The 24,621-nt window shown below is 40.7% G+C and carries 12 protein-coding genes; 11 read left to right on the plus strand and 1 reads right to left on the minus strand.

Going from position 1 to position 24,621, the window contains the following annotated elements; genetic code table 11:
- Nucleotides 1–27: 27 nt before the first annotated feature.
- From ESA94_RS19625 to ESA94_RS19635, 3 genes are all read left to right on the plus strand, one after another.
- Nucleotides 28–4,941 (plus strand): Ig-like domain-containing protein, encoded by a 4,914-nt coding sequence (locus ESA94_RS19625; RefSeq protein WP_129132657.1) that lies wholly within the window; start codon nucleotides 28–30, stop codon nucleotides 4,939–4,941.
- A gap of 198 nt (nucleotides 4,942–5,139) precedes the next feature.
- On the plus strand, nucleotides 5,140–8,295 hold the full coding sequence (locus tag ESA94_RS19630; RefSeq protein WP_129132658.1) for a metallophosphoesterase: 3,156 nt from the start codon (nucleotides 5,140–5,142) through the stop codon (nucleotides 8,293–8,295).
- 81 nt (nucleotides 8,296–8,376) lie between these two features.
- Entirely contained in the window at nucleotides 8,377–10,242 is a 1,866-nt protein-coding gene (locus ESA94_RS19635; RefSeq protein ID WP_129132659.1) for a cytochrome c peroxidase, read from the plus strand.
- A 15-nt stretch (nucleotides 10,243–10,257) separates the two neighbouring features.
- Here the strand turns inward: ESA94_RS19635 and ESA94_RS19640 are convergent, their stop codons facing one another.
- The gene (locus tag ESA94_RS19640; RefSeq protein WP_129132660.1) at nucleotides 10,258–11,277 is read right to left on the minus strand and encodes a LacI family DNA-binding transcriptional regulator; all 1,020 of its coding nucleotides are present in this window, start codon (nucleotides 11,275–11,277) and stop codon (nucleotides 10,258–10,260) included.
- Nucleotides 11,278–11,559: 282 nt separating this feature from the next.
- Between ESA94_RS19640 and ESA94_RS19645 the strand changes: the two genes are divergently transcribed.
- The 8 genes from ESA94_RS19645 (at nucleotide 11,560) to ESA94_RS19680 (ending at nucleotide 24,618) form a co-directional block, all read left to right on the plus strand.
- Nucleotides 11,560–12,435 (plus strand): inositol oxygenase family protein, encoded by an 876-nt coding sequence (locus ESA94_RS19645; protein ID WP_129132661.1) that lies wholly within the window; start codon nucleotides 11,560–11,562, stop codon nucleotides 12,433–12,435.
- A gap of 77 nt (nucleotides 12,436–12,512) precedes the next feature.
- The gene (locus tag ESA94_RS19650; protein ID WP_240671110.1) at nucleotides 12,513–15,554 is read left to right on the plus strand and encodes a SusC/RagA family TonB-linked outer membrane protein; all 3,042 of its coding nucleotides are present in this window, start codon (nucleotides 12,513–12,515) and stop codon (nucleotides 15,552–15,554) included.
- An 18-nt stretch (nucleotides 15,555–15,572) separates the two neighbouring features.
- Nucleotides 15,573–17,246, plus strand: coding sequence for a RagB/SusD family nutrient uptake outer membrane protein (locus ESA94_RS19655; RefSeq protein ID WP_129132662.1), 1,674 nt, complete (start codon nucleotides 15,573–15,575; stop codon nucleotides 17,244–17,246).
- Between the two features lie 82 nt (nucleotides 17,247–17,328).
- The gene (locus ESA94_RS19660) at nucleotides 17,329–18,321 is read left to right on the plus strand and encodes a metallophosphoesterase (protein WP_129132663.1); all 993 of its coding nucleotides are present in this window, start codon (nucleotides 17,329–17,331) and stop codon (nucleotides 18,319–18,321) included.
- Between the two features lie 7 nt (nucleotides 18,322–18,328).
- On the plus strand, nucleotides 18,329–19,537 hold the full coding sequence (locus ESA94_RS19665; RefSeq protein WP_205756023.1) for an acyltransferase family protein: 1,209 nt from the start codon (nucleotides 18,329–18,331) through the stop codon (nucleotides 19,535–19,537).
- A gap of 21 nt (nucleotides 19,538–19,558) precedes the next feature.
- Nucleotides 19,559–21,193 carry a sodium/sugar symporter gene (locus ESA94_RS19670; RefSeq protein WP_129132664.1) on the plus strand — a complete coding sequence of 545 codons (1,635 nt, stop codon included), beginning with the start codon at nucleotides 19,559–19,561 and terminating at the stop codon, nucleotides 21,191–21,193.
- 28 nt (nucleotides 21,194–21,221) lie between these two features.
- A complete protein-coding gene (locus ESA94_RS19675) occupies nucleotides 21,222–22,985 on the plus strand; it encodes a hypothetical protein (RefSeq protein ID WP_129132665.1) in 1,764 nt (587 codons plus the stop codon).
- A 25-nt stretch (nucleotides 22,986–23,010) separates the two neighbouring features.
- Nucleotides 23,011–24,618: a glycoside hydrolase family 28 protein gene (locus tag ESA94_RS19680; protein WP_129132666.1), complete on the plus strand. Its 1,608-nt coding sequence runs from the start codon at nucleotides 23,011–23,013 to the stop codon at nucleotides 24,616–24,618.
- Nucleotides 24,619–24,621: the final 3 nt, after the last annotated feature.

Here is a 24,621-nt window from a genome sequence, read left to right on the forward strand (position 1 = left end):
TGTATTTAACCAAACTAACTACTGAACATGAACAAATTATTTATCTCTGCAATTACAACAATTGCATTGGTGCTGTTGTGCAGCAGCATAACATTTGCACAAACGGGCAACTGGAACGAAGTTGGCCCGATCAATTTTCCCACCAATGTTTCCGGGCAGATCAATGGTATTGGTCGTGTGGAACAGATCAAGTTCGATCCGGTAAATCCTTTGCGCATGTATGCTGTTTGTCCTCGTGCTGTATTTATCAGTAACGACACTGCTACAACATGGGCTGTACTTGCCGGTACAGATGATCTGCCAACAAACACTGCAATGGCATCTATCTGCATCGATCATACCAATAACAGTGTTCTTTATATCGGCACAGGCGATGCCAACTATTATGGCACAGGCAGTGGCGTGTGGAAATCAACTGACGGTGGTGCTACATTTAATTTGAGCAATAACGGCATGGGTAATAAACTTGTTGTTGAAATAGTAATGTCATCAACCGATAATAACACATTGGTGGCAGCAGCAAATGATGGTTTATATAAATCAACAAACGCTGGCGCAACGTGGGTGCTTACTTCGCCTGTTGCACAGATGACGGATCTAGTTGTAAAAGCAGTTGTCAATAGCAATACCTTATATGCAGTTGCACGCAACAACCAGAATATTTATATCTCCAATGATTTTGGAAGTACATGGACAACAACAGCACTCAGTGCTACACTGCCTTCCAATGGCGGACGTGTAGCTGTTACTCCGGCTAATCCCAATGTTGTGTATGTTGGTTATGTAGGCAGCAATACAACAGGTCCTGTAAAAGGAGGGATCATTTATCAATCAACTGATGCTGGTGCAACCTTCACCATGAAGAAAGGCGATGATTCACCTAACCTGAATGGTTACAATGGTACATCAACAGGACAGGGAAACTACAATTGGGAAATTGAAGCTGATCCGTTGGATGCAAATACGCTTTACACCTGTGCACACATCATTTGGAAAAGTACAAATGGTGGAACAACCTGGGTACAGGCGCAAGCAAGCTGGGCTTATATTCTGCATACTGATCAGCATCACATGGTTTTTAATCCGAATAATCATAACCAACTGTTTAATGCAAATGATGGTGGTGTATGGATCAACAGGGATCATGTTGCAACAAATACATGGACACCAAAATCGAACGGACTTGCAGCAACTGAATTTTATACATCTGCAAACAGTCATGGTTACAAGTATTTAATTGGTGGCGGCACGCAGGATAATGGTGAAGTTTTTTATAAAGACAATACCTGGAAAACAAATCGTGGTGGCGATTGGACAAGTAAATATTTTACGGACAATACCAATGCCAATCGTTTTGTTTATGTACAGAACGGGAAGTACAGAGACTTGATGAATTCACCTTCAAGTTCTGAAGTTTCATTCGGCGTACCTGCTACTACAAGCAACAACGATCTCTATGCTGCTTCTTACCAGGATGCCAACACAGGATTCTATGCACAAAGCAATACATCGGGTGCTGTGTATGGTTTGTACAAAACCACTAATCTGCAAACCACAACGCCTGTATGGACAGCAGTAAATGGTTTTACACCAACAGTTCAGATGTATGCAATGGCGGTATCACCTGCTGATGCAAACATTCTTTACATTCTATCAAGAAACAAAACAGTGGTTCGTAGTACCGATGCATTGGGAGCTGCAACATTTACTAGTGTAGCATCAGCTCCAATGCCAAGTGGCACACCGTCAAACGGAGGACTTGCTGTGTTGAAGAGTGGGGTTGTGTATATGTCGAGCGATGGATATGTCTTTCGTTCAGGCGATCAAGGTGTAACATGGTTGGCTGTTGGTAGTGGTCCTGTTACAACATTGCTCAACGGACAAAAGATCAAAGAGATCATTGCAGATACATCACAAGCTGCAAGCGAAGTGATTTATGCCATTACATCGCAGGGTGTTTATTACAAAAAAACAACCATCAACGATTGGGCTTTTCTTGGTGCAGCAAATCTGCCAACTGTTGCAAGTATTACCGATATGGATATTTATTACGATCCAAACAATTCGGCTAATAGTGCATTGCGTATTTCAACCTATGGTCGTGGTTTGTGGGAATGTTCATTGCAGGCAGCAAGTGGAATGCCACCGGTTGTAACATTTACAACCCCACAAAACAATGCAGCTATTGCAGCAGGATCATCGGTGAACATCACTGTTGGCGCAACAGATGCAGATGGCAGCATTACAAAAGTTGAATTCTTTATTAATGGATTAAAAGTGGGAGAGGATGCAACATCTCCTTACACCTATGCTTGGAATAATATTGCAGCAGGTGGATATGTGCTTTCAGCAAAAGCAACGGATAACAGTGGTGCTTACGCTACGGGTTATGCAAATGTAAATGCAGTTGTTGCATGCCCGGGAAGTACCAACGTATCAAAAGGTAATCTGAATCTTTATTATTACGATAGCCAGGAAATTTCCGGCGAAAATGGAGCTGCTTCAAATGCTGTAGATGGTAATACAGGAACCATCTGGCATACACAATGGTCGGGCTCTGTTGCACCATTGCCACATGAACTCCGTTTATCGTTGGGAACAACTTATACTGTCAATAGTTTTAAATACCTGCCACGACAAAGCGGTACAAACGGACGTGTTGGTCAATATGAAATATATGTTTCTACCGATTCATTGAACTGGGGAACTCCGGTAGCAACAGGCACGTTTGCAAACGATGCAACGGAGAAGGTTGTAAGCTTTGCAGAAAAGCAAGGTAAGTTTGTTCGCTTCCGTGCATTAAGTGAAGTGAATGGACAGCAATATTCTTCAGCAGCAGAAATTAATGTAGGTATTTGCAACCAGGGCATCGCACCAACTGTTGCTATTACATCACCTGCAAACAATGCATCGTTCAACACACCTGTTAACATCAACATCGATGCAACAGCAAGCGATGCAGATGGCAGCGTAACAAAAGTTGAATTTTATGAAGGTGCTAATAAGTTGGGTGAAGACCTTACAGCGCCCTATAGTTTTACCTGGAACAATGTTGCAGTTGGTAGCTATGCATTAACAGCAAGAGCAACCGATAATGCAGGATTGATAACAACTTCTGCAGTTGTAAATATTACTGTGGCAAATCCAAATGTTGCACCAACAGTATCGGTAACAGCACCTGCAAATAACGCAGTGTTTACCGCACCAGCTACTGTCAACATAACTGCAACGGCAAGTGATACTGATGGCACAGTAACAAAAGTTGAATTCTTTCAGGGTGCGGTAAAACTAGGTGAAGATCTTACTTCTCCTTATAGTTATTCGTGGAGTGGGGTTGCAGCAGGTAGTTATGCAATTACAGCAAGAGCAACAGATAACAATGGAGCGGTTACAACTTCTTCTGTTATTAATATCACGGTTAACTTCTGTACACCTGCAATCATTTCATCAAGCCTCGTAAGTATTGCTTATGTAAACAGCCAGGAAACATCTGCAGAAAATGGCAGTGCAACCAATGTGCTTGATGATAACACATCAACCATCTGGCACACGAAATATTCCGGAACAACAGATCCTTATCCGCATGAAGTACAGTTGGATCTTGGAGCTACTTATGCAGTAACAAGCTTCAGGTATCTGCCTCGTCAGAACAGTACGAATGGACGTGTTGCCAATTATGAAATTTATGTTTCAAACAGTACAAGTTCATGGGGTACTGCTGTGGCAACAGGAACGTTTGCAAACGATGCAACAGAAAAGATCGTAACATTCAATGAAAAATCAGGAAGATATGTTCGCTTCCGTGCGTTATCAGAAGTGAATGGCAATGCATGGGCATCGGCTGCTGAGTTAAAAGTAGGTGGATGTTATGCAGGAAGCAATACATCACCAACTGTTTCCATTACATCGCCTGCAAACAATGCAAGCTTTACTGCACCGGCAACAATTACCATTAATGCCAACGCCAGCGATGCAGATGGCAGTATTAATAAAGTTGAATTCTTTAATGGTTCTACCAAGCTTGGTGAAGATCTTACTTCTCCATACAGCTACACATGGAATAATGTTGCAGCGGGTTCTTATACATTAACAGCAGTTGCAACAGATAACATCGGTGCAACCACAACTTCTACAGCAGTGGCGGTTACTGTAAATTCAAATACAACGTTAAGTCCAATTGCAGATTCGTACGTACGTGATGGTAACACGTATAAAAATCAGAATTACGGAACGTCAACAGCACTTACAGTGAAGAAGGATGTAACAGCATACAACAGGGAGATCTTTATGAAGTTTAATCTAAATGGAGCTGCATCATTCAACACAGCTTTATTGCGGTTAAACATTGCATCTGCAGGTATAACAGTAACAAATACGACCTGGAGTGTGTATTATGTTTCATCCGATAGCTGGACAGAAACAGGTGTTACCTGGAATAACAAACCTGCTTCTACCACTTTGCTGGCAACGGTACAGGGACAAAGCAGTGGTTGGGTTGAATGGAATATTTCGGCGCAGGCATTGAGCGAATTCGCAGGTGATAAAACATTGTCGCTTCGTATTGTTTCAACAGTGATCGATCCTACATCTGACGCAACCTTTAATTCAAAAGAAGTAACTACAACCAGTGTTCGTCCTCAATTGTTGTTGACGAATACGCCGGGCACCGGTATTAACCCGCCGGTAACTGTTATGCCGCTCGATTTTACCATTAAAGCATGGCCTAACCCAAGTAACAGCGAGTTTACATTGGATATTACCGGCAGCAGCCAGGAAAAAGTATACATCCGTGTAACCAATACCAACGGACAGGTTGTTCAACAGCTCACTACAACTACAAATCAAATTGTAAGCTTTGGCGAAAAACTGAATAGAGGCGTGTATTATGTTGAAGTGCGGCAAGGTGAAACAAGGAAATTGGTAAAACTGGTAAAACAGTAAGATAGTTCTCAGGAAGGTTAAAGGCCAAATTCGTGAAAAACTGCAAACTTGTTTGCAAAAAAAAGACCGGCGAAAGCCGGTCTTTTTATCATGATCTGAAAGCGAACGTGTTTTAAATATTTACAGACAGATAATAGACAAGCGCTTGCAAAACGATTAAAATCACATTACATTTAATTTTCAAACCAACCACTGTTTATGAAGCTGATCTTTTCTTTGTTAACGGTCTTGCTTGTCACAACCGTTTCAACTGCACAGACATCTATTATTTCTTACGGATCATCGTGGAAATATCTTGATAACGGCAGCAACCAGGGCACAACCTGGCGGACTGTTTCGTTTAACGATGCAGCATGGGCTACCGGTAATGCTCAACTTGGTTATGGCGATGGCGACGAAGCAACTGTTGTGAGCTATGGTAGCAACGCCAACAAAAAACACATCACAACTTATTTTCGTAAAACAATAACTGTTGCTGATGCATCAGTATTCAGCAGTTATACATTGAATATTAAAAGAGACGATGGAGCTGTGGTTTATATCAATGGAGTAGAAGTATATCGTACAAATATGCCAACAGGTACCATCAGTTATACCACAAAGGCATCAACCGATGCTGCTGATGATGGTAACACAGCACAAACAATTACTTTAAACGCAGGTGCATTGGTTACAGGCACAAACGTAATTGCTGTTGAAGTGCATCAACGGACTGCAAACAGTACCGATCTTTCATTTGATCTTTTACTTACAGGTATTGCAGGAGGTGGAGATACAACGCCACCAACAGTATCTTCTTATTCACCTGCTGATAATGCAACCGGCGTTTCTGCAAGTGCCAATCTTGTTTTGACCTTTAGTGAAACTATTCAGAAAGGAACCGGTTCAATTGTTATTAAAGAAGGAGGCGTTACAACGCAAACAATAGATGTTACATCAACCGCTGTTACTGTTTCAGGTAATACAGCAACCATCGATCCGGCGAACTTTACCAATAGTGCTGCAGTGAATATTGAAATTGCTGCAGGCGCATTTAAAGATGCAGCCAATAATAATTATGCAGGCATTGCCAATGCAACTACCTGGAACTTTACCGTACAGGCTCCTCCATCAGGTCCGCAAACATTATTAGCCTTTGGAACATCCTGGAAATATCTTGATAATGGAACAAACCAGGGTACTGCATGGTATGGTACAGGTTTCAGCGATGCAGCATGGGCAAGTGGTAATGCACAACTTGGTTATGGCGATGGTGATGAAGCAACCGTTGTGAGTTACGGAACTGATGCAAACAATAAATACATCACTACTTATTTCCGTAAAACGATCAATGTGAGCGATCCTTCATTATTCTCTTCTGTTTCAGGAAGTATAAAACGGGATGATGGTGTTGCCATTTATGTAAATGGTACAGAAGTGTATCGAAATAACCTGGCAGCAGGCGCTGTTTATAACACCCTTGCTACATTAGCAAGTGATGATGGTGCAACGATTCAAACATTTACGTTTAATCCTTCTGTGTTCGTAAGTGGCAATAATGTAATTGCAGTTGAAATACATCAGAATGCTGTAAACAGCAGTGATATTTCATTTGATCTTGAACTCATCGGCAACAGCGGAAGTGCTGGTGCCATTTTAACTCGTGGACCTTACCTGCAAATGGGCAACCAGTCAGCAGTAACACTTCGCTGGCGTACAGATGTGGCAACCGATTCAAAGATTGAAGTTGGAACTGTACATGGAACTTACACAGTTTCTGCAACTAATCCTGCATCATCTACAGAACACGAAGTAAGAATAACAGGCTTAACTGCCGATACAAAATATTTTTATCGCTTTGGCAGTTCATCACAAATATTACAAAACGGAACAGATAACTTTTTTGTAACTGCACCACCTGCCAACACCACAAGAAAGATCCGCATTGCAGCATTTGGTGATTGTGGCAGAAATGATAACAGCTTCCAGACAAACACACTCAATGCTTATCGTAATTATGTGGGCAGCAATCCTGCGGAGATCATGTTGTTGTTAGGCGATAATGCTTATACAAATGGTACCGATGCTGAGTATTCAAGCAATTTCTTTGCACCGTACAGCAGTACGATTTTACGTAATCACATCATCTTCCCTTCACCGGGCAATCATGATTACTACGGAAGCTCACAAACATCACGTGCAGGAGCTTATTATCAAAACTTCACCATGCCAACGGCAGCGGAGTGTGGTGGTGTAGCATCGGGAACAGAAGCATTCTATTCGTATGATTGGGGTGGTGTGCATTTTCTTTCATTGGATTCTTACGGAATTGAATCGGGCAATACACGTATGTATGATACATTGGGTGCACAGGTTACATGGATCAAACAGGATATTGCAGCCAACAACAATAAGTTCACTATTGCTTACTGGCATCATCCGCCACATACAAAAGGAAGTCATAATTCCGATACGGAAACAGAGTTGATCAATATCCGTCAAAACTTTGTACGCATTCTTGAACGTTATGGTGTTGATATCATTATATGCGGTCACAGTCATGACTATGAGCGTTCTTATTTGCTGAAGGATTATTTTAGTGCAGAAGCAAACTTCAATTCAGCAGCACATACAGTAACAACATCATCTGGTAAATATGACGGCACTTCAAATTCATGTGTGTACACAACAGCAAGTGGCCAGGTAAATCACGGAACTGTTTATGTTGTTGCAGGTTCTGCAGGTGCTGATGGAGGTGTGCAAAGTGGTTATCCGCATAATGCCATGCCTTATTCAGTAGATGATGGCGGTATGTTTTACATCGAAGTTGAAGACAATCGTTTGGATGCGAAGTTTATTCGTCGTGATGGTGTGATCGCCGATAAGTTTACCATCATGAAAGATGTGAACAAAACAAATAATCCAACCATTAACAGCGGCGAGAATGTTGTGCTTACTGCTTCATGGGTTGGAAATTATAGCTGGAGCACAGGTGCTACAACACGCAGCATCACAGTGAACCCAACAAGCAGCACAACCTATACTGTTACTGATGGAGTGAGCTGTGTAACAGATGTGTTTAATGTAACTGTTAATGGCGGTGGCGCAAGAATGGCACCGCAGCAGCAAGCAACAGAAGTGAAATTATCTGTGATTCCAACAAGAGTGAACAAAGGACAAGCAGTTCGCATCACTACGGGAACAAATGATCCGGTTGATATTACGGTTGTTGATATGAATGGAAGAACGCTGCAATCAAAAAAAATAGCAGGCACTGGTATTATTGAAACAGGCCAGCTTGCGGCAGGGAGTTATTTTATTAAAGTAAATGCAAAGCAAAAAGCTACTGTTCAAAAATTTGTTGTGGTAGAGTAATCCTTTATTGCAAATATTTTATCCAACCGGGTCTGCTTGGTAAGCGGCCCGGTTTTTATCTTCGTTACAACAATTTTCAGATTGAATAAACTACAAGCATCCATTTATAATAAAAGCTATCAACTATTGACTGTGGTTGCAGTATTAGTGTTGATTGTATTTTGTTCTGCTTACCTCATAACACCTGCAACAAACAAACCCAATGAAAAAGTAGATGCTTGGTATCTGCAGCAGCTTTCGAAATTAAAAGCAGAGTTAAAACTTCTTCAGAAACAGTTGAGCTATCAAAAAAGTATTGCAACTTGTCAGCAACAATTTAAACAGGCAAGAGTAACGTATAAAAAAGTAGCAGTATTAATTGATCACTTCAATTCATACGAAACAAAATACCTGAATGGCCCTAACCTGCAACGAACAGAAGATGATAATCCCGATGTAATTATAGAGCCGCATGGTTTCCAGGTATTGGAAGAATATCTTTTTGCTGAACAAAAATCACTTGATCAAGCAAAAGCGGAAACCGATGAACTGCTCTATACGGTTGAGAAATTGGAAACCGAAGCTGATCGTTCTTACAAATTCCAAGATGAAGAAGTGTGGGAAGCATTGCAGTTATCTGTTATTCGCATGATCACACTTGGCATCAGTGGTTTTGATTCTCCTGTTGCCCAATATTCGTTACCTGAATCAAAAGCAACTCTTGAAGGAGTGGCAGCAATTCTGTTGTTGTACAAACCGGCAATTGATAAAAAAGATCCTTTGCTTTATCAACAGCTTGTTGCAGCTACAAACAAAGCAGAATCATTTTTATCTGCATCTTCTTTTGAAGCGTTTGATCGGTTAACATTTATTACGCAGTTTGCAAATCCACTTTCTACTTTATTAAATAAAACCCGCAGCAAACTTGGTTACAATCTGTCAACAGGCTTGCGGCCATTGAATAATACAAATACAATATTTGAAACGAATGCGTTTAATGTTGATTTCTTTTCACCAACCGACCGTTATCGGATGACAGCTGATCGGATAGCTCTTGGAAAGAAATTGTTCTATGATTCCATTTTATCCGGTAATGGGAAAAGAAGTTGTGCCAGTTGCCACCAACCTGCAAAAGCATTTACTGACGGGAGAGTGAAAGCATTGTCGCTCGATGAAAAGCATGCGCTACTACGCAACACACCCACATTATGGAATGCTGTTTTTCAAACCAAACAGTTTTACGATAGTCGTACCAGTGTATTGGAAAACCAGTTGAGTGAAGTGGTGCACAATACCGAAGAGATGAAAGGTTCTTTAAAAGAAAGCATGCCTGCATTGCAAAACAATAATTCATACGCAACACTTTTTCAAAAAGCCTATCCCGATGAAAAAGAGTTTATCTCCGAATACAATATTGCCAATGCCATTTCTTCTTATGTGCGTTCATTGATCGCAATGAATTCCCGTTTCGATCAATATATGCGTGGAAACAAAACGGCATTGAGTGTAGTTGAAAAAAAAGGCTTTAACCTGTTTATGGGAAAAGCAAAATGTGGTACTTGTCATTTTATGCCTTTGTTCAATGGCATGGTTCCACCTGAGTTTACCGAAGCAGAATCGGAAGTGTTGGGTGTGCCCCAAACCAACGACACAGTTCATCCGGTACTTGATCCTGATTTAGGGAAATTCAACTTTACAAGATCGGTTGTGCATAAGCATGCATTTAAAACACCCACACTTCGCAACATTGATTTGACTGCACCTTATATGCACAACGGTGTGTTTGCAACATTGGAGGAAGTAATGGAATTTTATAACAGGGGTGGAGGAAACGGGCTGCATATTGCACCCGCCAATCAAACATTACCTGCGGATAAATTGCAACTCTCCAGGCAGGAAATAGCAGCTATTATTTCATTTATGAAAACCTTGACAGATACTTCGGGTATAAAACGGATGTTATATTAATTCAGGAAAGCTGCATCAGGCCAATGTTGAATTGCGTTCAATAAGTGTTGAAGGAAGTATCATAACACTGTCGGCAGTAATGTTGTGTTTTTTCTTTTCAATCATAGTAAACAAAACTTCAGCTGCTGTTTTACCAATTTCAAATGCGGGCTGTGTAATTGTGGTGAGTGATGGATTTAAAATCGGCGCAGTTTCAAGTGTAGAAAAAGCAACTACCTTCAGCTCTTTTGGAATCGTAATGCTGTTTGCAACACTTACCATATAGATCTGCATGGCCAAACGTTCAACCGAAGCTACAATGCCATCGATTTGCGGATTGTTTTTTAATAACTCCTGCACCTGGTCGAAGATTGTGTCCGGAGTGCCCGTACAATCAATCACAAATTCATGTTTATCTTTTATAAAACCTTCTTCTGTAAGGGCAGCAGTAAAACCTGCAGACCGTTTGCTGCAGATTGATAAGTTTTCAGAAGTAGAAAGAAAGGCAGGATGTTTACAGCCTTTGCTAAGCAAAAGTTTTGCTGCAAGAAATCCGCATTCGTAATCGTTGGTAATGATCTTGGGAGCTGCAAAGTTTTCAAATTCCCTGTCAAAGAATACAAACGGAATATTTTCATTCTTCAGCTTTTCAAAATGTGCTGCATCAGAAGTTTCGCTCGATACAGAAAGGAGCACTCCATCCACTCTTCCGCTAAGGCAATGATTAACCGTATTTTTTTCAATTTCAAAACTTTCATGTGAAAGATAAATCAGCACATGATAATTTTTTGTTTCGGCAACAGACTGAATGCCATTAATCGCTAACGAAAAAAAGTTATCGGCTACTTCGGGTAAAATAACAGCAATGGTTTTACTCTTTTGTTTACGTAAACTGCTGGCATAGGGGTTAGGTACATAATTCAGTTGCTCGGCCATTGCCAATACTTTCTTCTTGGTTTCGCTGCTTATTTCATGGCTGTCTTTTAACGCCTTTGAAACAGTTGCAATGGATAGTCCAAGTTCTTTCGCCAGGGTTTTAATTGTAAGCTTACTCATACACGCTAAACAGATCTTGTGGTTGGGATTTACTCCTGTTGCAAGATAAAGATAGGTTGAATATCGAAAACGGTTTCGTAAATAAAGTGTATCAAACTAACAGCATTATCCAACAAAAAAGTGTCATTTTAACACATTATTTATCACCAACGATTTGCTTCATATGAAATGGCAGTCCATTCCATGCTTTGGCTTTTGCTGTGTTCGCTGCAGTTCTTCGCAGCTTACTTCTTTCAATTTTTATTCTTTACATACACAATCAATCAATAAAATTTAAGCTTTATGAGTAAAAACAACTTTGAGGCTGTGCCTTTGAATAATCTCGATGAGTGGGAAGATGATTTACTCAGACGTTATCCCGATCCGGAAGCTATTGCAACTGCAAAAGCAACGGAAGAGTACCGTAATTACGAAGAGCCTGCAAGAGACACTGTAAAAGAATTTTACCGCCTTAACCATACATATCAAACGTATGCATTTGTACAGGAAAAACGGAACGAGTTTCTGCAATTCAACAAAAAGGAAATGACGATTTGGGATGCATTCGATTTCCTGAATCAACTGGTGGATGATTCTGATCCGGATACCGATCTCGATCAGCTGCAGCACTTGTTACAAACGTCAGAAGCAATCCGTCGTGATGGTCATCCTGATTGGATGGTATTGGTTGGTTTAATGCACGATATGGGTAAGGTGCTTTGCCTGTTTGGTGAACCGCAGTGGGCTGTAGTAGGCGATACCTTCCCGGTTGGTTGTGCATATTCCGATAAGATTGTGTTTCCTGAATATTTTTCTGCAAACCCAGATTTTAACGATCCCGTATACCAAACAAAATACGGTGTGTACGAACCAAACTGTGGTTTGCGTAATGTAAACATGAGTTGGGGCCATGATGAATATGTGTACCAGATGATGAAAGATTATTTGCCCGAAGAGGGATTATACATGCTCCGTTACCATTCTTTTTACTCCTGGCACAGAGAAGGTGCATACGATCATTTACTCGATGAGCATGATCGTAATATGCTGAAATGGGTAATGCTGTTTAACCCGTACGATCTGTATTCGAAAAGTCCGGAGCCACCGGATTGGAAAAAATTAAGACCGTATTACGAAGAGCTGGTTAAAAAATACCTGCCTTCAACAATTAAGTTCTGATAAGTAGTTCTCATATATCTGTTTAAAATCCGGTATTCACCATCCTTGTTCTTATTATAACTCAAAAACAAATTGCTATGATGCGAATTCTTAAACGAGGCTTGTTCAGTCATTATGCATTGCCTGCCATGATGATGCTCTTCCTTGTATGTATTACCACCAGTGTAAGCGGGCAACAATCGCAGGTAAGCGGTACAGTAAAAGATGAAAAAGGTGAACCTGTTGCCGCTGCTACTGTAACTGTTAAAGGAAAAAATGTTTCAACTACAACTGCAGCAAACGGAACATTTACCATTGCTGCAAAAGCAAATGATGTACTGGAGATCAGTGCGGTTTCATTTACCACACAGGAAGTAAAGGTTACATCTTCTGCATCTTACAACATTGTGCTTGCAACTTCTTCTGTTGCATTAACGGATGTGGTTGTAGTTGGTTACGGCCGTAACTCCAAACGTACATTAACAAGCGCCATCACTTCTGTTAAGCCGGAAGATCTGAACCGTGGCGCTATTGGCGATGTAGGCCAGTTGTTACAAGGTAAAGTACCTGGTTTGAATATTACAGCAAGCGGCGATCCTAACCGCTCTGCTGCTGTTATTCTTCGTGGTGCTTCAACGGTAAACAGTCCTCAAGGTCCATTTTATGTTATTGATGGAATTCCCGGTGCAGATATTAATGCAGTTGCGCCGGATGATATTGCTTCAATGGACATTTTAAAAGATGCCTCTGCCACAGCCATCTACGGTAACAGAGCTTCAAATGGTGTTATTATGGTAACAACCAAGAAAGGTAAAAAAGGAAGACTGCAAACTACCTATAACGGTTACGTAGGTTTTGAAAGTGTAAGCAGCAGTATAAAGCTGATGGATGCTGCTCAGTTAAGAGCCTATGCACAAAAAAATAACTTTACACCAAGCACTAACGATGACAAAGGTGCAAATACCAATTGGATGAAGGCTGTACAAAAAGAATCAGCTTTGTCACATAACCATAATCTTTCTTTCAGCGGAGGTACAGATAAAAGTAATTACAGTGCCAGCCTTAACTATCTGAAAAAGGATGGTATTATGTTACAGAGTAGTTTGGAGAGAGTTATCGGAAGAATAAGTGCCGAACAACATGCATTAAACGATCATTTAACGTTTGGCCTCAATATTATGAGCAGCAGCAGTAAGTCATCCAACACTCCGTTGCAAAACATGGTATTTATACAAGCTGTAAAGTACAACCCAATGTCGCCGGTGTACAATGCCGATGGTACATTCTTTGAAAATCCCAACAACACTCAGTATTTCAATCCTGTTTCAATTATCAAAAATGCACAGGACGATACCAAGTACGGTTCTTTGCAGGGAAGCTTTACAGTAGAAGCAAAACTTCCGTTTAACTTAACATACAATGCCAACCTTGCTTACCAGCGTGGTACCTGGCTGCATGGCGAATATTACAATCGTTATTACTCGCAGAACTACAGCACAGGAAGTTTTTATGTTAATGGCGATCCTGGTGGTGGCCGTGGACTACGTACGTTTTACTCCAATGGTCTTGCCTACAGGGGTTATTACCAAAACAGTTCAAAAACATTAGAATCTTATTTAACCTGGGCTAAACGATTTGGTGATCATAACCTCAAAGCAGTTTTAGGTTACAGCTGGCAAAAGAATACCAGCAACGAAGGATTACAGGCAAGTCAAACCAACTTTGTAAACGATTACACAGGGTATAACAATTTTGGTTTAGGTAACTACCAAACAATAGCTGGGTTTGCTGTAGACTTTGGTGGTTCGGCTTACGAGGAAACCAATTTTATTTCCGACTTCTTGCGTGTAAACTACGATTTCAAAGAAAAGATCCTGTTCCAGGCTTCTGTTAGAAGAGATGGCAGCTCCGTATTTGGTAAAAACAAAGAGTGGGGTTATTTCCCTGCAGCAAGCGTGGCATGGCGTCTTTCCGAAGAAGAGTTCATCAAAAACATTGCTTTCATTAATGATTTAAAATTAAGGGTGAGCTATGGTGAAACAGGTAATGCGTTTGGTTTAGGTGCATACACTGCTCAACGTTTATATAACAAATCCGGTACCTATTACAGCGGTGGAACATTTGAATCGGCTTTCAGATCAACACAAGGTGCAAACCCCGATCTGCAATGGGAAGTTACAGCCACTAAAAACATTGGTGTGGATTATGGCTTCCTCAAAGGAAAGATCAGCGGTTCAATTGATCTGTATGAAAAGATTACAACCGACATGATTTTTGGTTACAATGTTGCGCAATCAATAGACCCAAGCGGATTTATGTATTTGAATGTGGGTAAGATCAGGAACCGTGGTATTGAATTTAGTGTAAACATCAATGCAGTAAATCAAAAGAATTTCAGCTGGAATACAGGTTTAAACTTTGCAACCAATCAGAACGTTATCCTTGATTTAAAAGGCCCTGAACAGTTTGGTATAAATGCCGATTCTACCTACTATACTCGTATAGATGGAACTGGTACAACCGGTAGCAGTCTTCAGATAATGGCAGTGGGTGGACCTTTAGGTCAGTTCTATTCATATCAATATACAGGAAAGAATGCAGCAGGTAAATCCCTGTTTTTAACAAGGTCTAAAACAGATACAACAAACCCAACTTCAATTACAGATTATCATCCTCTTGGTAGTCCGCATGCTAAGCTGATGTTTGGGTGGAACAATAATTTCAAATACAAAAATTTCGATTTTAATTTCTTTGTAAGAGGTGTATTGGGCAATAAAATTTTCAATGCCACACGTGCCGAACTTTCTTATGTGGCAACGGCAGGTCAAAACAACATTAGTGCATATGCTGTTGATGATGCAAGAACTGATGCAAGAAATAATCATTTCTCATCACGTTACGTAGAAGATGGTTCTTACCTGCGTTTCGACAATGCTACCTTAGGTTATCGTTTCAATATCAAAAACCAATACATCAGCATGTTAAGAGTTTATGGTACTGTAAATAACCTGTTTGTAATTACAAAATACAAAGGCATTGACCCTGAGATCAACCAAGGCGGTGCATCATTAGGTGTAGACTACAACAGTTTTTATCCGAAAACACGCACTATTCTTTTAGGTGTATCAGTAGGTTTTTAATGATTTAAAAAACATTTTATGAAGAAGAATTTGAAACAATTTTTTATAGTGGTAGCAGCCGGCTTAGCAATGAGCTCCTGCCACAAAATTGAAGTGAAACCCAATTCGCTTTATACAGAAGCAGTGTTTCCAAAAACAGATGCTGAATTTCAGTCGGTAATGGGTACCATTTATACAAGTTTGCGTGGGCATTATTCACTTGGTTACTGGTTTGCACAGGAACTCAGCTCCGACGAATCAATTTTGCCTGTATATGGTAATAACTGGTTGGATGGTCAAGGCTATATTCAGCTGCATCGTCATAACTGGAACAAAGATCATGGCTGGATAACAACCGTATGGAATGATGCAAATTCAATTGTAGGCCTTAGTAATCAAACCATGTATATTTTCAAAAATGCACCGGAAGGCGATACAAAAAATACAGCCCTTGCAGAGTTGAAAACATTACGTGCCTTTGCTTATTGGGAGCTGCTTGATATGTTTGGTAACGTTCCGTTGGATACCATTTATCCAAGCCCCGGTGTACAGGCAAAAGCTACACGTGCACAGGTATTTGCTTTTGTTGAATCTGAATTAAAAGCGGCAATTCCATATTTAAAAACAGCAACCGGCAGCAGCACTTATGGTAAAGTAACAAAGTGGATGGCGAATGCTCTGCTGGCGAAACTTTATTTGAATGCAGAAGTGTATGCAGGTACACCCAAGTACAATGAAGCAATTGCTGCTTGTGATGCAGTTATCGCCTCCGGAAATTTTGCTGTAGAAGCAAGAGGTACTTATCTCAATCAGTTTTCGCCAACAAATGGACCTTCATTTAAAGAATTGATTTTCGCAATCCCTTACGATCCTTCAACAAGTAATGGTTATTTATTCCATGGCCGTTACGATCTCAACCGTAATCTTGGTATTAAATACCGTTACTCCGGAAGTACACCGGGCACTTATACATTTAGTCAAATAGTAATGAATCAAACAACTGGCAATGGTTTGATCAATGCAAGACCAAGTGGGCCCCGTGCTACATTATCCAGTTTTTACAACAGTTATTTTGCAGCCGATGCCAATGATATCAGAAATAATCAGTGGTTGGTAGGTAATCAATTCTGGTCTGATGGCAGCCCTATCATGGTAAGTACAACCAAGAAAGGCTATAACCAGTTTTATACCGGTTCAGATGGTGCCACTGCTATTACTTATCAACTCTATATCGATTCGGTGATTTCTGCAAGGTTAGATCCTGCTGTTATTGATTTAGGGAATGATGAAGTTGCATGGAACATGGGTATCCGTAATATCAAGTTTTCTCCCGACGCAAATTCATCAAGCCGTAACCAAAGTAACGATGCACCGATCTTCCGTTATTCAGACATTCTGTTAATGAAAGCAGAAGCAATTTTGAGAGGTGGTACAGCAACAAGTGGTCATACTGCTCTTTCACTTGTAAATATGGTTCGTAGCAACCGTACTACATCTGCAGCATGGACAGCTGTTACCTTGAATGATCTATATGCAGAACGTGCACGTGAGTTTACATGGGAGTGCTGGCGCAGAAACGATATGATCCGTTTTGGTCAGTATGAAAATTCGTATGGTTTCAAAACAAATGCGGATACGTATCGTCGAATTTTCCCGATTCCAACAGCGGCAATGAACACTAATCCAAAACTGGTTCAAAACCCAGGTTATTAATATTTTCTCAGCAGTTATAATCAATAGTTAATCACCCCGGGGTTGTCAAGCCCCGGGATTTTTCTATCACTTATATTTATAGATGCAATCACTACTCCAAAAATCAATTCTGTTTGTTTCTTTTGTTTTATGCCATCATTTGCTCAAAGCACAGGTATTGGTAAAAGATTCAGCTGCCTTGCCCGCAGCAGATGCAAAACTTATCAAAAAAGAAAAGGCTTTGCACTTTATTGCCATGGGCGATTGGGGGCGTAATGGCGCCGATCATCAATTGCAGGTAGCAAAGCAAATGAGCATTACTGCCAATGAAATAATGTCGCAGTTTACGATTGCCACAGGTGATAATTTTTATCCAAAAGGTGTCATCAGCGAGTTTGATCCGTTATGGAAATATTCTTTCGAAGATATTTATACCGATTTCCGTTTACAATGGGATTGGTACCCGGTACTCGGCAATCATGATTATATCAGTAGTCCGGATGCACAGGTAAGATATTCGGGCATCAGCAGGCGATGGAAAATGACTGCACGTTATTACAGCAAAACATTTGCGATCAATGGTGATACTACAAATCAGGTATTGCTTCTGTTCATTGATACCAATCCGTTCATACCGGAGTTTTATAAAAATGCCGAGTATGGTCCGAATGTAAAAGGACAGGATACAACAAACCAAAAACGCTGGATGGAAAAACTTCTCAGCACAACATCACCCAACATTAAATGGAAAATAGTTGTAGGACATCATCCCATGTACACCGGTGGCAGCCGAACTGAAGGCTATGATACAAAAGCCATCCGCAATACATTGAAACCGATGTTCGATAAATATAAAGTGGATGTGTACCTGGCAGGTCATGAGCATAGTTTGCAACACATGCAAAGTGCCGGTAACATGCACCACATTATTTCCGGTGCAGCATCAGAAAAAACACCTGCACGTTTAATTGAAAACAGTTTATTGTCAGCATCAGAATATGGGTTCTTTGTTTTTTCAGTTACCGGCAATGAATTGTTATTGCAGGCTGTGAACGATACCGGGAAAATTATTTACACGTACACGATCAAAAAATAATTTCTGTTTGAATCAAGCCACAACATATCACCAACCACCAACAACTGCAAACAACAGGCTTTTATCGCTTGATGCATTGCGTGGTTTTGATATGTTCTGGATCGTAAGCGGCGAAGGAATTTTTCATGGACTGGCTGCTGCCATCAAAAACAAATATGGACTTGTACAGGATAAAACAAGCTGGCAGATTGCTGTAACCGATCAGTTGAGTTTTTTTGAACGCCTGCTTGTTGGCATCAGTAATCAATTGCATCACACAGTCTGGAATGGTTTTACATTTTACGATCTCATTTTTCCACTGTTCATTTTTATTGCCGGTGTAAGCATGCCTTTTTCTTACAGCAAACAATTGAACGGATTGCCCGATGCAAAAAAGAAGATCTATCGTTCACTCATTAAGCGAACCATTCTTTTATTGTTGTTAGGTATGATCGTAAATGGTTTGCTGCAATTTAAACCTTATGATGAAACACGTTTTGCAAGTGTACTGGGTCGCATTGCCTTGAGTTGTTTTTTTGCAGCCATCATTTATCTCAATGCTTCTTTCCGTTGGCGCATTGTGTGGATAGTCGTGTTACTTGTTGGTTATTGGTTGCTCTTAACGTTGATTCCTGTTCCCGGTTTTGGTGCAGGTAATTTAGCAGCAGAAGGAAATTTTGCAGCATATATCGATCGGTTATTCTTGCCGGGTAAACTGCACCGCAGCGTGTACGATCCTGAAGGACTACTCTCAACTATTCCTGCCATTGCAACAGCACTGCTGGGCATTTTCACCGGAGAGTTTTTGCGTTTGCAAAAGTATTCAGCAAAAACAAAAGCGTTGTATTTGACGATAGCAGGAGTGCTGTTATTGCTTGTTGGCTGGCTTTGGGGTTTAGCGTTGCCCATCAATAAAAATATGTGGACCGGTTCTTTTGTACTTTACACCGGTGGTTGGAGTTTATTATTACTTGCGCTCTTTTATTTTGTGATCGATGTACTGGGGTATAAGACATGGAGCTTGCCTTTTGTTTGGATGGGTTGCAATTCTATCTTAATTTATATGGCGGCACATGGAGTGGTGGACTTCCTGTCAACCTCTGAATTTGTATTCGGAGGCATCATCAAACAATTTTCTCCGCAATGGAGCGAAGCGTTATTATGGACAGGTGTTGCACTCATTCAATTTGCTGCTTTGTATTTTCTTTATAAACGAAAGCTGTTTCTAAAATTGTAAAACGATTAACGTACTTGCCAAATGCACAAACTATTACCAGCCGATTACATTGTCTTTTTTATCTACTTCATTGCTGTGTCTGCTTATGGATATTATATCTACCATAAGAAGAAATCGGCAACGATGAACTCCAATGATTTTTTTCTTGCTGAAGGTTCGCTCACCTGGTGGGCCATTGGTGCCTCACTCATTGCATCGAATATTTCTGCCGAACATTTTATTGGCATGAGTGGTTCGGGCTTTGCATTGGGGCTTGCCATTTCAACCTACGAGTGGGCATCGGCAGCAACGCTCATCATTGTTGCGGTGTTCATCATTCCGTTGTATCTCAAGAATAAGATCTACACTATGCCGCAGTTTTTGGCAAAGCGGTATAACGATAGTGTAAGCACTATCATGGCCGTGTTCTGGTTACTGGTGTATGTGTTTGTAAATCTCACTTCCATTATTTATCTCGGTGCATTAGCCATTTCTTCTATTTCACCCATCAGTTTTGAATGGAGCATTGTTGGCTTGAGTGTGTTCTCCATTATTGTAACACTCGGTGGTATGAAAGTAATTGGTTATACCGATGTGATACAGGTGTTGGTGTTGCTCATCGGTGGATTGGTGACAACTTACTTGGCACTTTCATTGCTGGCAGATAAGTTTGGCTTTGATGGAAATATCCTGGAAGCATTAGGTGTATTACGCAAAGAAGCACCCGATCATTTTCATATGATCTTTGATAAATCAAGTCCGCATTACAAAGAGTTGCCTGGCTTGTCGGTATTGATTGGCGGTATGTTGATCAACAACCTGGCGTATTGGGGATGCAATCAATACATTGTGCAGCGTGCATTGGGTGCTGATCTGAAAACTGCACGCAATGGAATTTTATTTGCGGCCTTTTTAAAATTGTTGATTCCTGTTATTGCAGTGCTGCCCGGTATTACCATGTATGTAATGCATCAGAACGGAATGTTTCAACAGGAGATGATGGATGCAGCAACAGGCACCATCAAACCCGATCATGCTTATCCAACCTTAATGAATTTATTGCCGGCTGGTTTAAAAGGTGTGGCCTTTGCTGCATTAACGGCTGCTATTGTTGCATCGCTTGCAGGTAAGGCCAACAGCATCTCTACTATTTTTTCACTCGATATTTATAAAAAGTATTTTGATAAAGACGCATCCGATAAGAAAGTGGTGCGTGTGGGTCGTTGGGCCGTGATCATTTCGATGTTGATCGCAGCCATTGTAACGCCTGCATTAAAATCACTCGACCAGGCTTATCAATTCATACAGGAGTATGTTGGTTTCTTTTCGCCCGGCGTATTGGCCATCTTTTTATTGGGTATGTTCTGGAAACGCACAACAGCAGCAGCTGCATTGGCAGGCGCAGTGTTAACCATTCCAATTTCAACGGTGTTGAAATTTTTACCAACATGGACAAACGGTGCATTCCCTGATTATCCATTCCTCGATCGTATGACCATCACCTTCTTTGTAATTGCCATCATTATGATCATGATGAGTTTATTGAAACCAAACAAACCCGGCGATACACATTCAATTGAAGTGGATAAGAGCTGGTTCAAAGTATCAACAGAGTTTATCATTGGCTCTGTAATTATTTGTGGTGTGCTTGTAGCATTGTACACGGTGTTCTGGTAATGTTATGCATGCATTAAATGAAATGAAGATGAACAGAAATGATTTTTTGAAATTAGGAACAATGGCGGCATTGAGTCCGTTGTTTGTAAAAGCAACTGCTGCAGATTTTTCAGCACCAGTTGATACTGAGTTGATGAATCGTTTGCTTACAGCAAATAATCAACAGGCATCGTTGCTGATGACTTCTGTGAAAGAAGGCAACCTGCGTTTCAGTCGCATGATCGCTTATGATATTGCGGTGCTTACAGCTGCTTATTGTGCAAAAGGATCGACTTATTATCATAATGCTGAAGTGGTGAGCAAGATCGATCTGCTTGTGAAGTTTTTGGCAAGTGCACAATCGGCAGATGGTACTGTGAATGTGGGTAATCTTGAATCGCCACCTGATACAGCATTTCTGATCGAGATACTTGGTCCGGCTGCATCCATCATGCGGAAAGACAACAGCAACGATTTAAAAGATGTGCAGCAACAGTTAAAAGAAATTTTATTGAAAGCTGGTGAAGGACTTGTCACTGGAGGTATTCATACGCCCAATCATCGCTGGGTTATTTGTGCGGCATTGGCGCAGATCAATCATTTGTATCCGCATCAGAAATACATCAACCGCATCAACGATTGGTTAGGTGAAGGAGTTTATATTGATGCTGATGGTCATTACCCCGAACGCAGCGGTATTTATTCCGGTGTAGAGAATACGGCATTTATTACAGTGGCAAGATTGGCGAACAAGCCATCGCTATATGCACCTGTTCGAAAAAATCTTTCGATGTATTATTATTATATCGAACCGAATGGTGAACTGGTCCGCAATGATTCAAGACGGCAGGATCAGTACGAGTATGCTGCAAAAACGAGTACGCTGTTTTATCTGCAATACCGTTTTATGGCAGTTCATGAAAAGAACAAACTCTTTGCTGCTATCTGCAAACAGATCGAAGCGACAAAGGATTTTGAAAAAGATGTGCTTACCCGTTCGTTGTTTTATTTTTTAGAAGATGAAATATTGCAGCAACAACTACCAACAGCAGAAACAGTATCCGATCGTTACGAAAAACTATTTCCGACATCGCATTTGTTACGAATAAAAGAGAAGAATACAACAATGACGTTGTTTGGCGGCACCGATCAGCCTTTGTTGATTGCATCGGGTCGTTCCAACTCGCCTGATTTCTTTTCGTACAGAAGAGGTGATGCAGTACTGAAGTACATGCGTTTGTCTTCCAGCTTTTTCAGCATGGGTTATTTCTACAGTGATGGATTAAAGAAAGAAGGAAACAGTTATGTGCTGCGGAAAAAACTGGAGATACCTTACTACCAACCACTCCCCAAAGAGAAACGAAAAGCAAATGGTGATTATAAATTGTCGCCAAGTGTTGATGATCGTTTCTGGAATAAAATGGATTTCAGCAATCGCCCTGTGAGTAATGTAAAAACATTGGAAACAATCATTCGCTTAACAGAAATAAGAGGAACAGTGGAACTGGAATTTGAACTGAAAGGAATGAAAGGGGTGCCGGTTACGATTGAATTGTGTTTTAAAGAAGGCGGACAATTAACTGGTGTTGCGGCTGCGGATGCAAACGGCAATAGTTTTCTTGAACAGGGCACAGGTGAATATCGTTCGGGTAATGATGTGATCAATTTTGGCCCCGGTGCAAATACACATAAACAGGTGTTGAATCTCGAAGGCGAACGTTACAGCACCCATTTCGGAACATTACGTACCAAAGGAGAGCATGTGTACATTACAGGTACAACGCCTTTCAAACACAAATTGACATTCAGCTGATCGCTGAGATTATTTAATAAGAGAAATGAAGAAGATCGTTTTTATAACAGCGATGTTATTGGTTGTTGAATTTGTTTTTTGTCAGCAGAAAGAATTTTTAATTACTGCTTTTGCTGCAAAGGCAGATGGCAGAACCAATAATGCAAAATTTATTCAGGCAGCAATTGATAAAGCTGCAGCAGCTGGTGGCGGCAAAGTAATTGTATCGAGAGGGAAATTTGTAACCGGTCCACTTGTGTTAAAGAGTGGAGTGGAACTTCATTTGCAGCAGGGAGCTGTATTACTGGGCAGCACCAGCAGAATGGATTACGGAAAAGAAGCAGCACAGGCGCTCATTAGTGCAGTGAATCAAAACAACATTGCAATAACAGGCAAAGGTGAAATTGATGGACGAGGTGCTGAACTGGTGGAAGATGTATATCGTTTATTGAAAGCAGGAAAGATCACTGATGCAGAATGGAAAACAAAACGGCCAACAGAACATAATCGTCCTAAACTTTTGTTGTTTGAATTGTGTAATAATATTCGTGTTACAGGTGTAACAATCAAGAATGGTTCGGGCTGGGTGCAGGATTATATCCGTTGCAATAATCTTATCATTGATAGTATTACTGTTAACAGCGTCAGTTACTGGAACAACGATGGTATTGATATCAGCAATTCAAAAAATGTTACCATCACCAACTGTTATGTAAATGCAGCAGATGATGCCGTATGTTTAAAATCGGATGGAAAAGAACCGGACAGTTGCGTTAATGTTTACATTGCTAATTGCAAACTCCGCAGCAGCGCCAATGCCGTAAAGTTTGGTACTTCATCAAAAGGCGGTTTCAGAAATATTGTGGTAAAAAATATTGAAGTGTCGGATACCTATCGTTCAGCGATTGCACTGGAAGCAGTGGATGGTGGCTTTCTGGAGAATGTAGAAGTACAGCATATAAAAGCAATCAATACAGGTAATGCTATTTTCATCAAACTTGGTCACCGGAATAAAGATGCACGTTACAGTGTGGTGCGCAACATTCACATTAAAGACATGTATGTAGAAGTGCCTGCAACAAAACCCGACAAAGGGTATAACATGGAAGGACCATTGCTGCGTTATCCTCCGGGCGTTTTTCCCGCAAAGCCAGGCGAAGCGCAAAGTGTTTCTCCATGGAATCATACATTGAATGATAGCACTGCAATCATTTACAAACACAATGTATTTCCTTCTTCTATTTCAGGATTACCCGGTCATGATGTGGAATCGGTCACATTGGAGAATATTGAAATTGTGTACGAAGGTGGTGCGGATAAACAACGGGCTTATTTTCCCTGGCAATCGTTAACAAAGATCACCGAAGCAGAAACGGCTTATCCCGAGTTTTCGATGTTTGGTGAATTACCTGCGTGGGGTTTGTATGTGCGACATGCAAAAAACATTCAACTGAAAAATGTAACACTGCGTTATAAAGAAGAAGATTTTCGTGTGCCTTGTATTTTTGATGATGTAAAAGAATTGCAGATACAGCAACTCACAATTCCGCAAAGCAAAGAAATGCCGGTGTTGCTGTTAAACAATGTAAAGGGTTACAGTTTCAAGGAACTTCGTTTACCCAAGCCGGAAAGCGAAGCAATTATTGTTCAATAGAAT

The sequence above is a fragment of the Lacibacter luteus genome (assembly GCF_004118265.1).
Taxonomy (GTDB): Bacteria; Bacteroidota; Bacteroidia; order Chitinophagales; family Chitinophagaceae; genus Lacibacter; species Lacibacter luteus.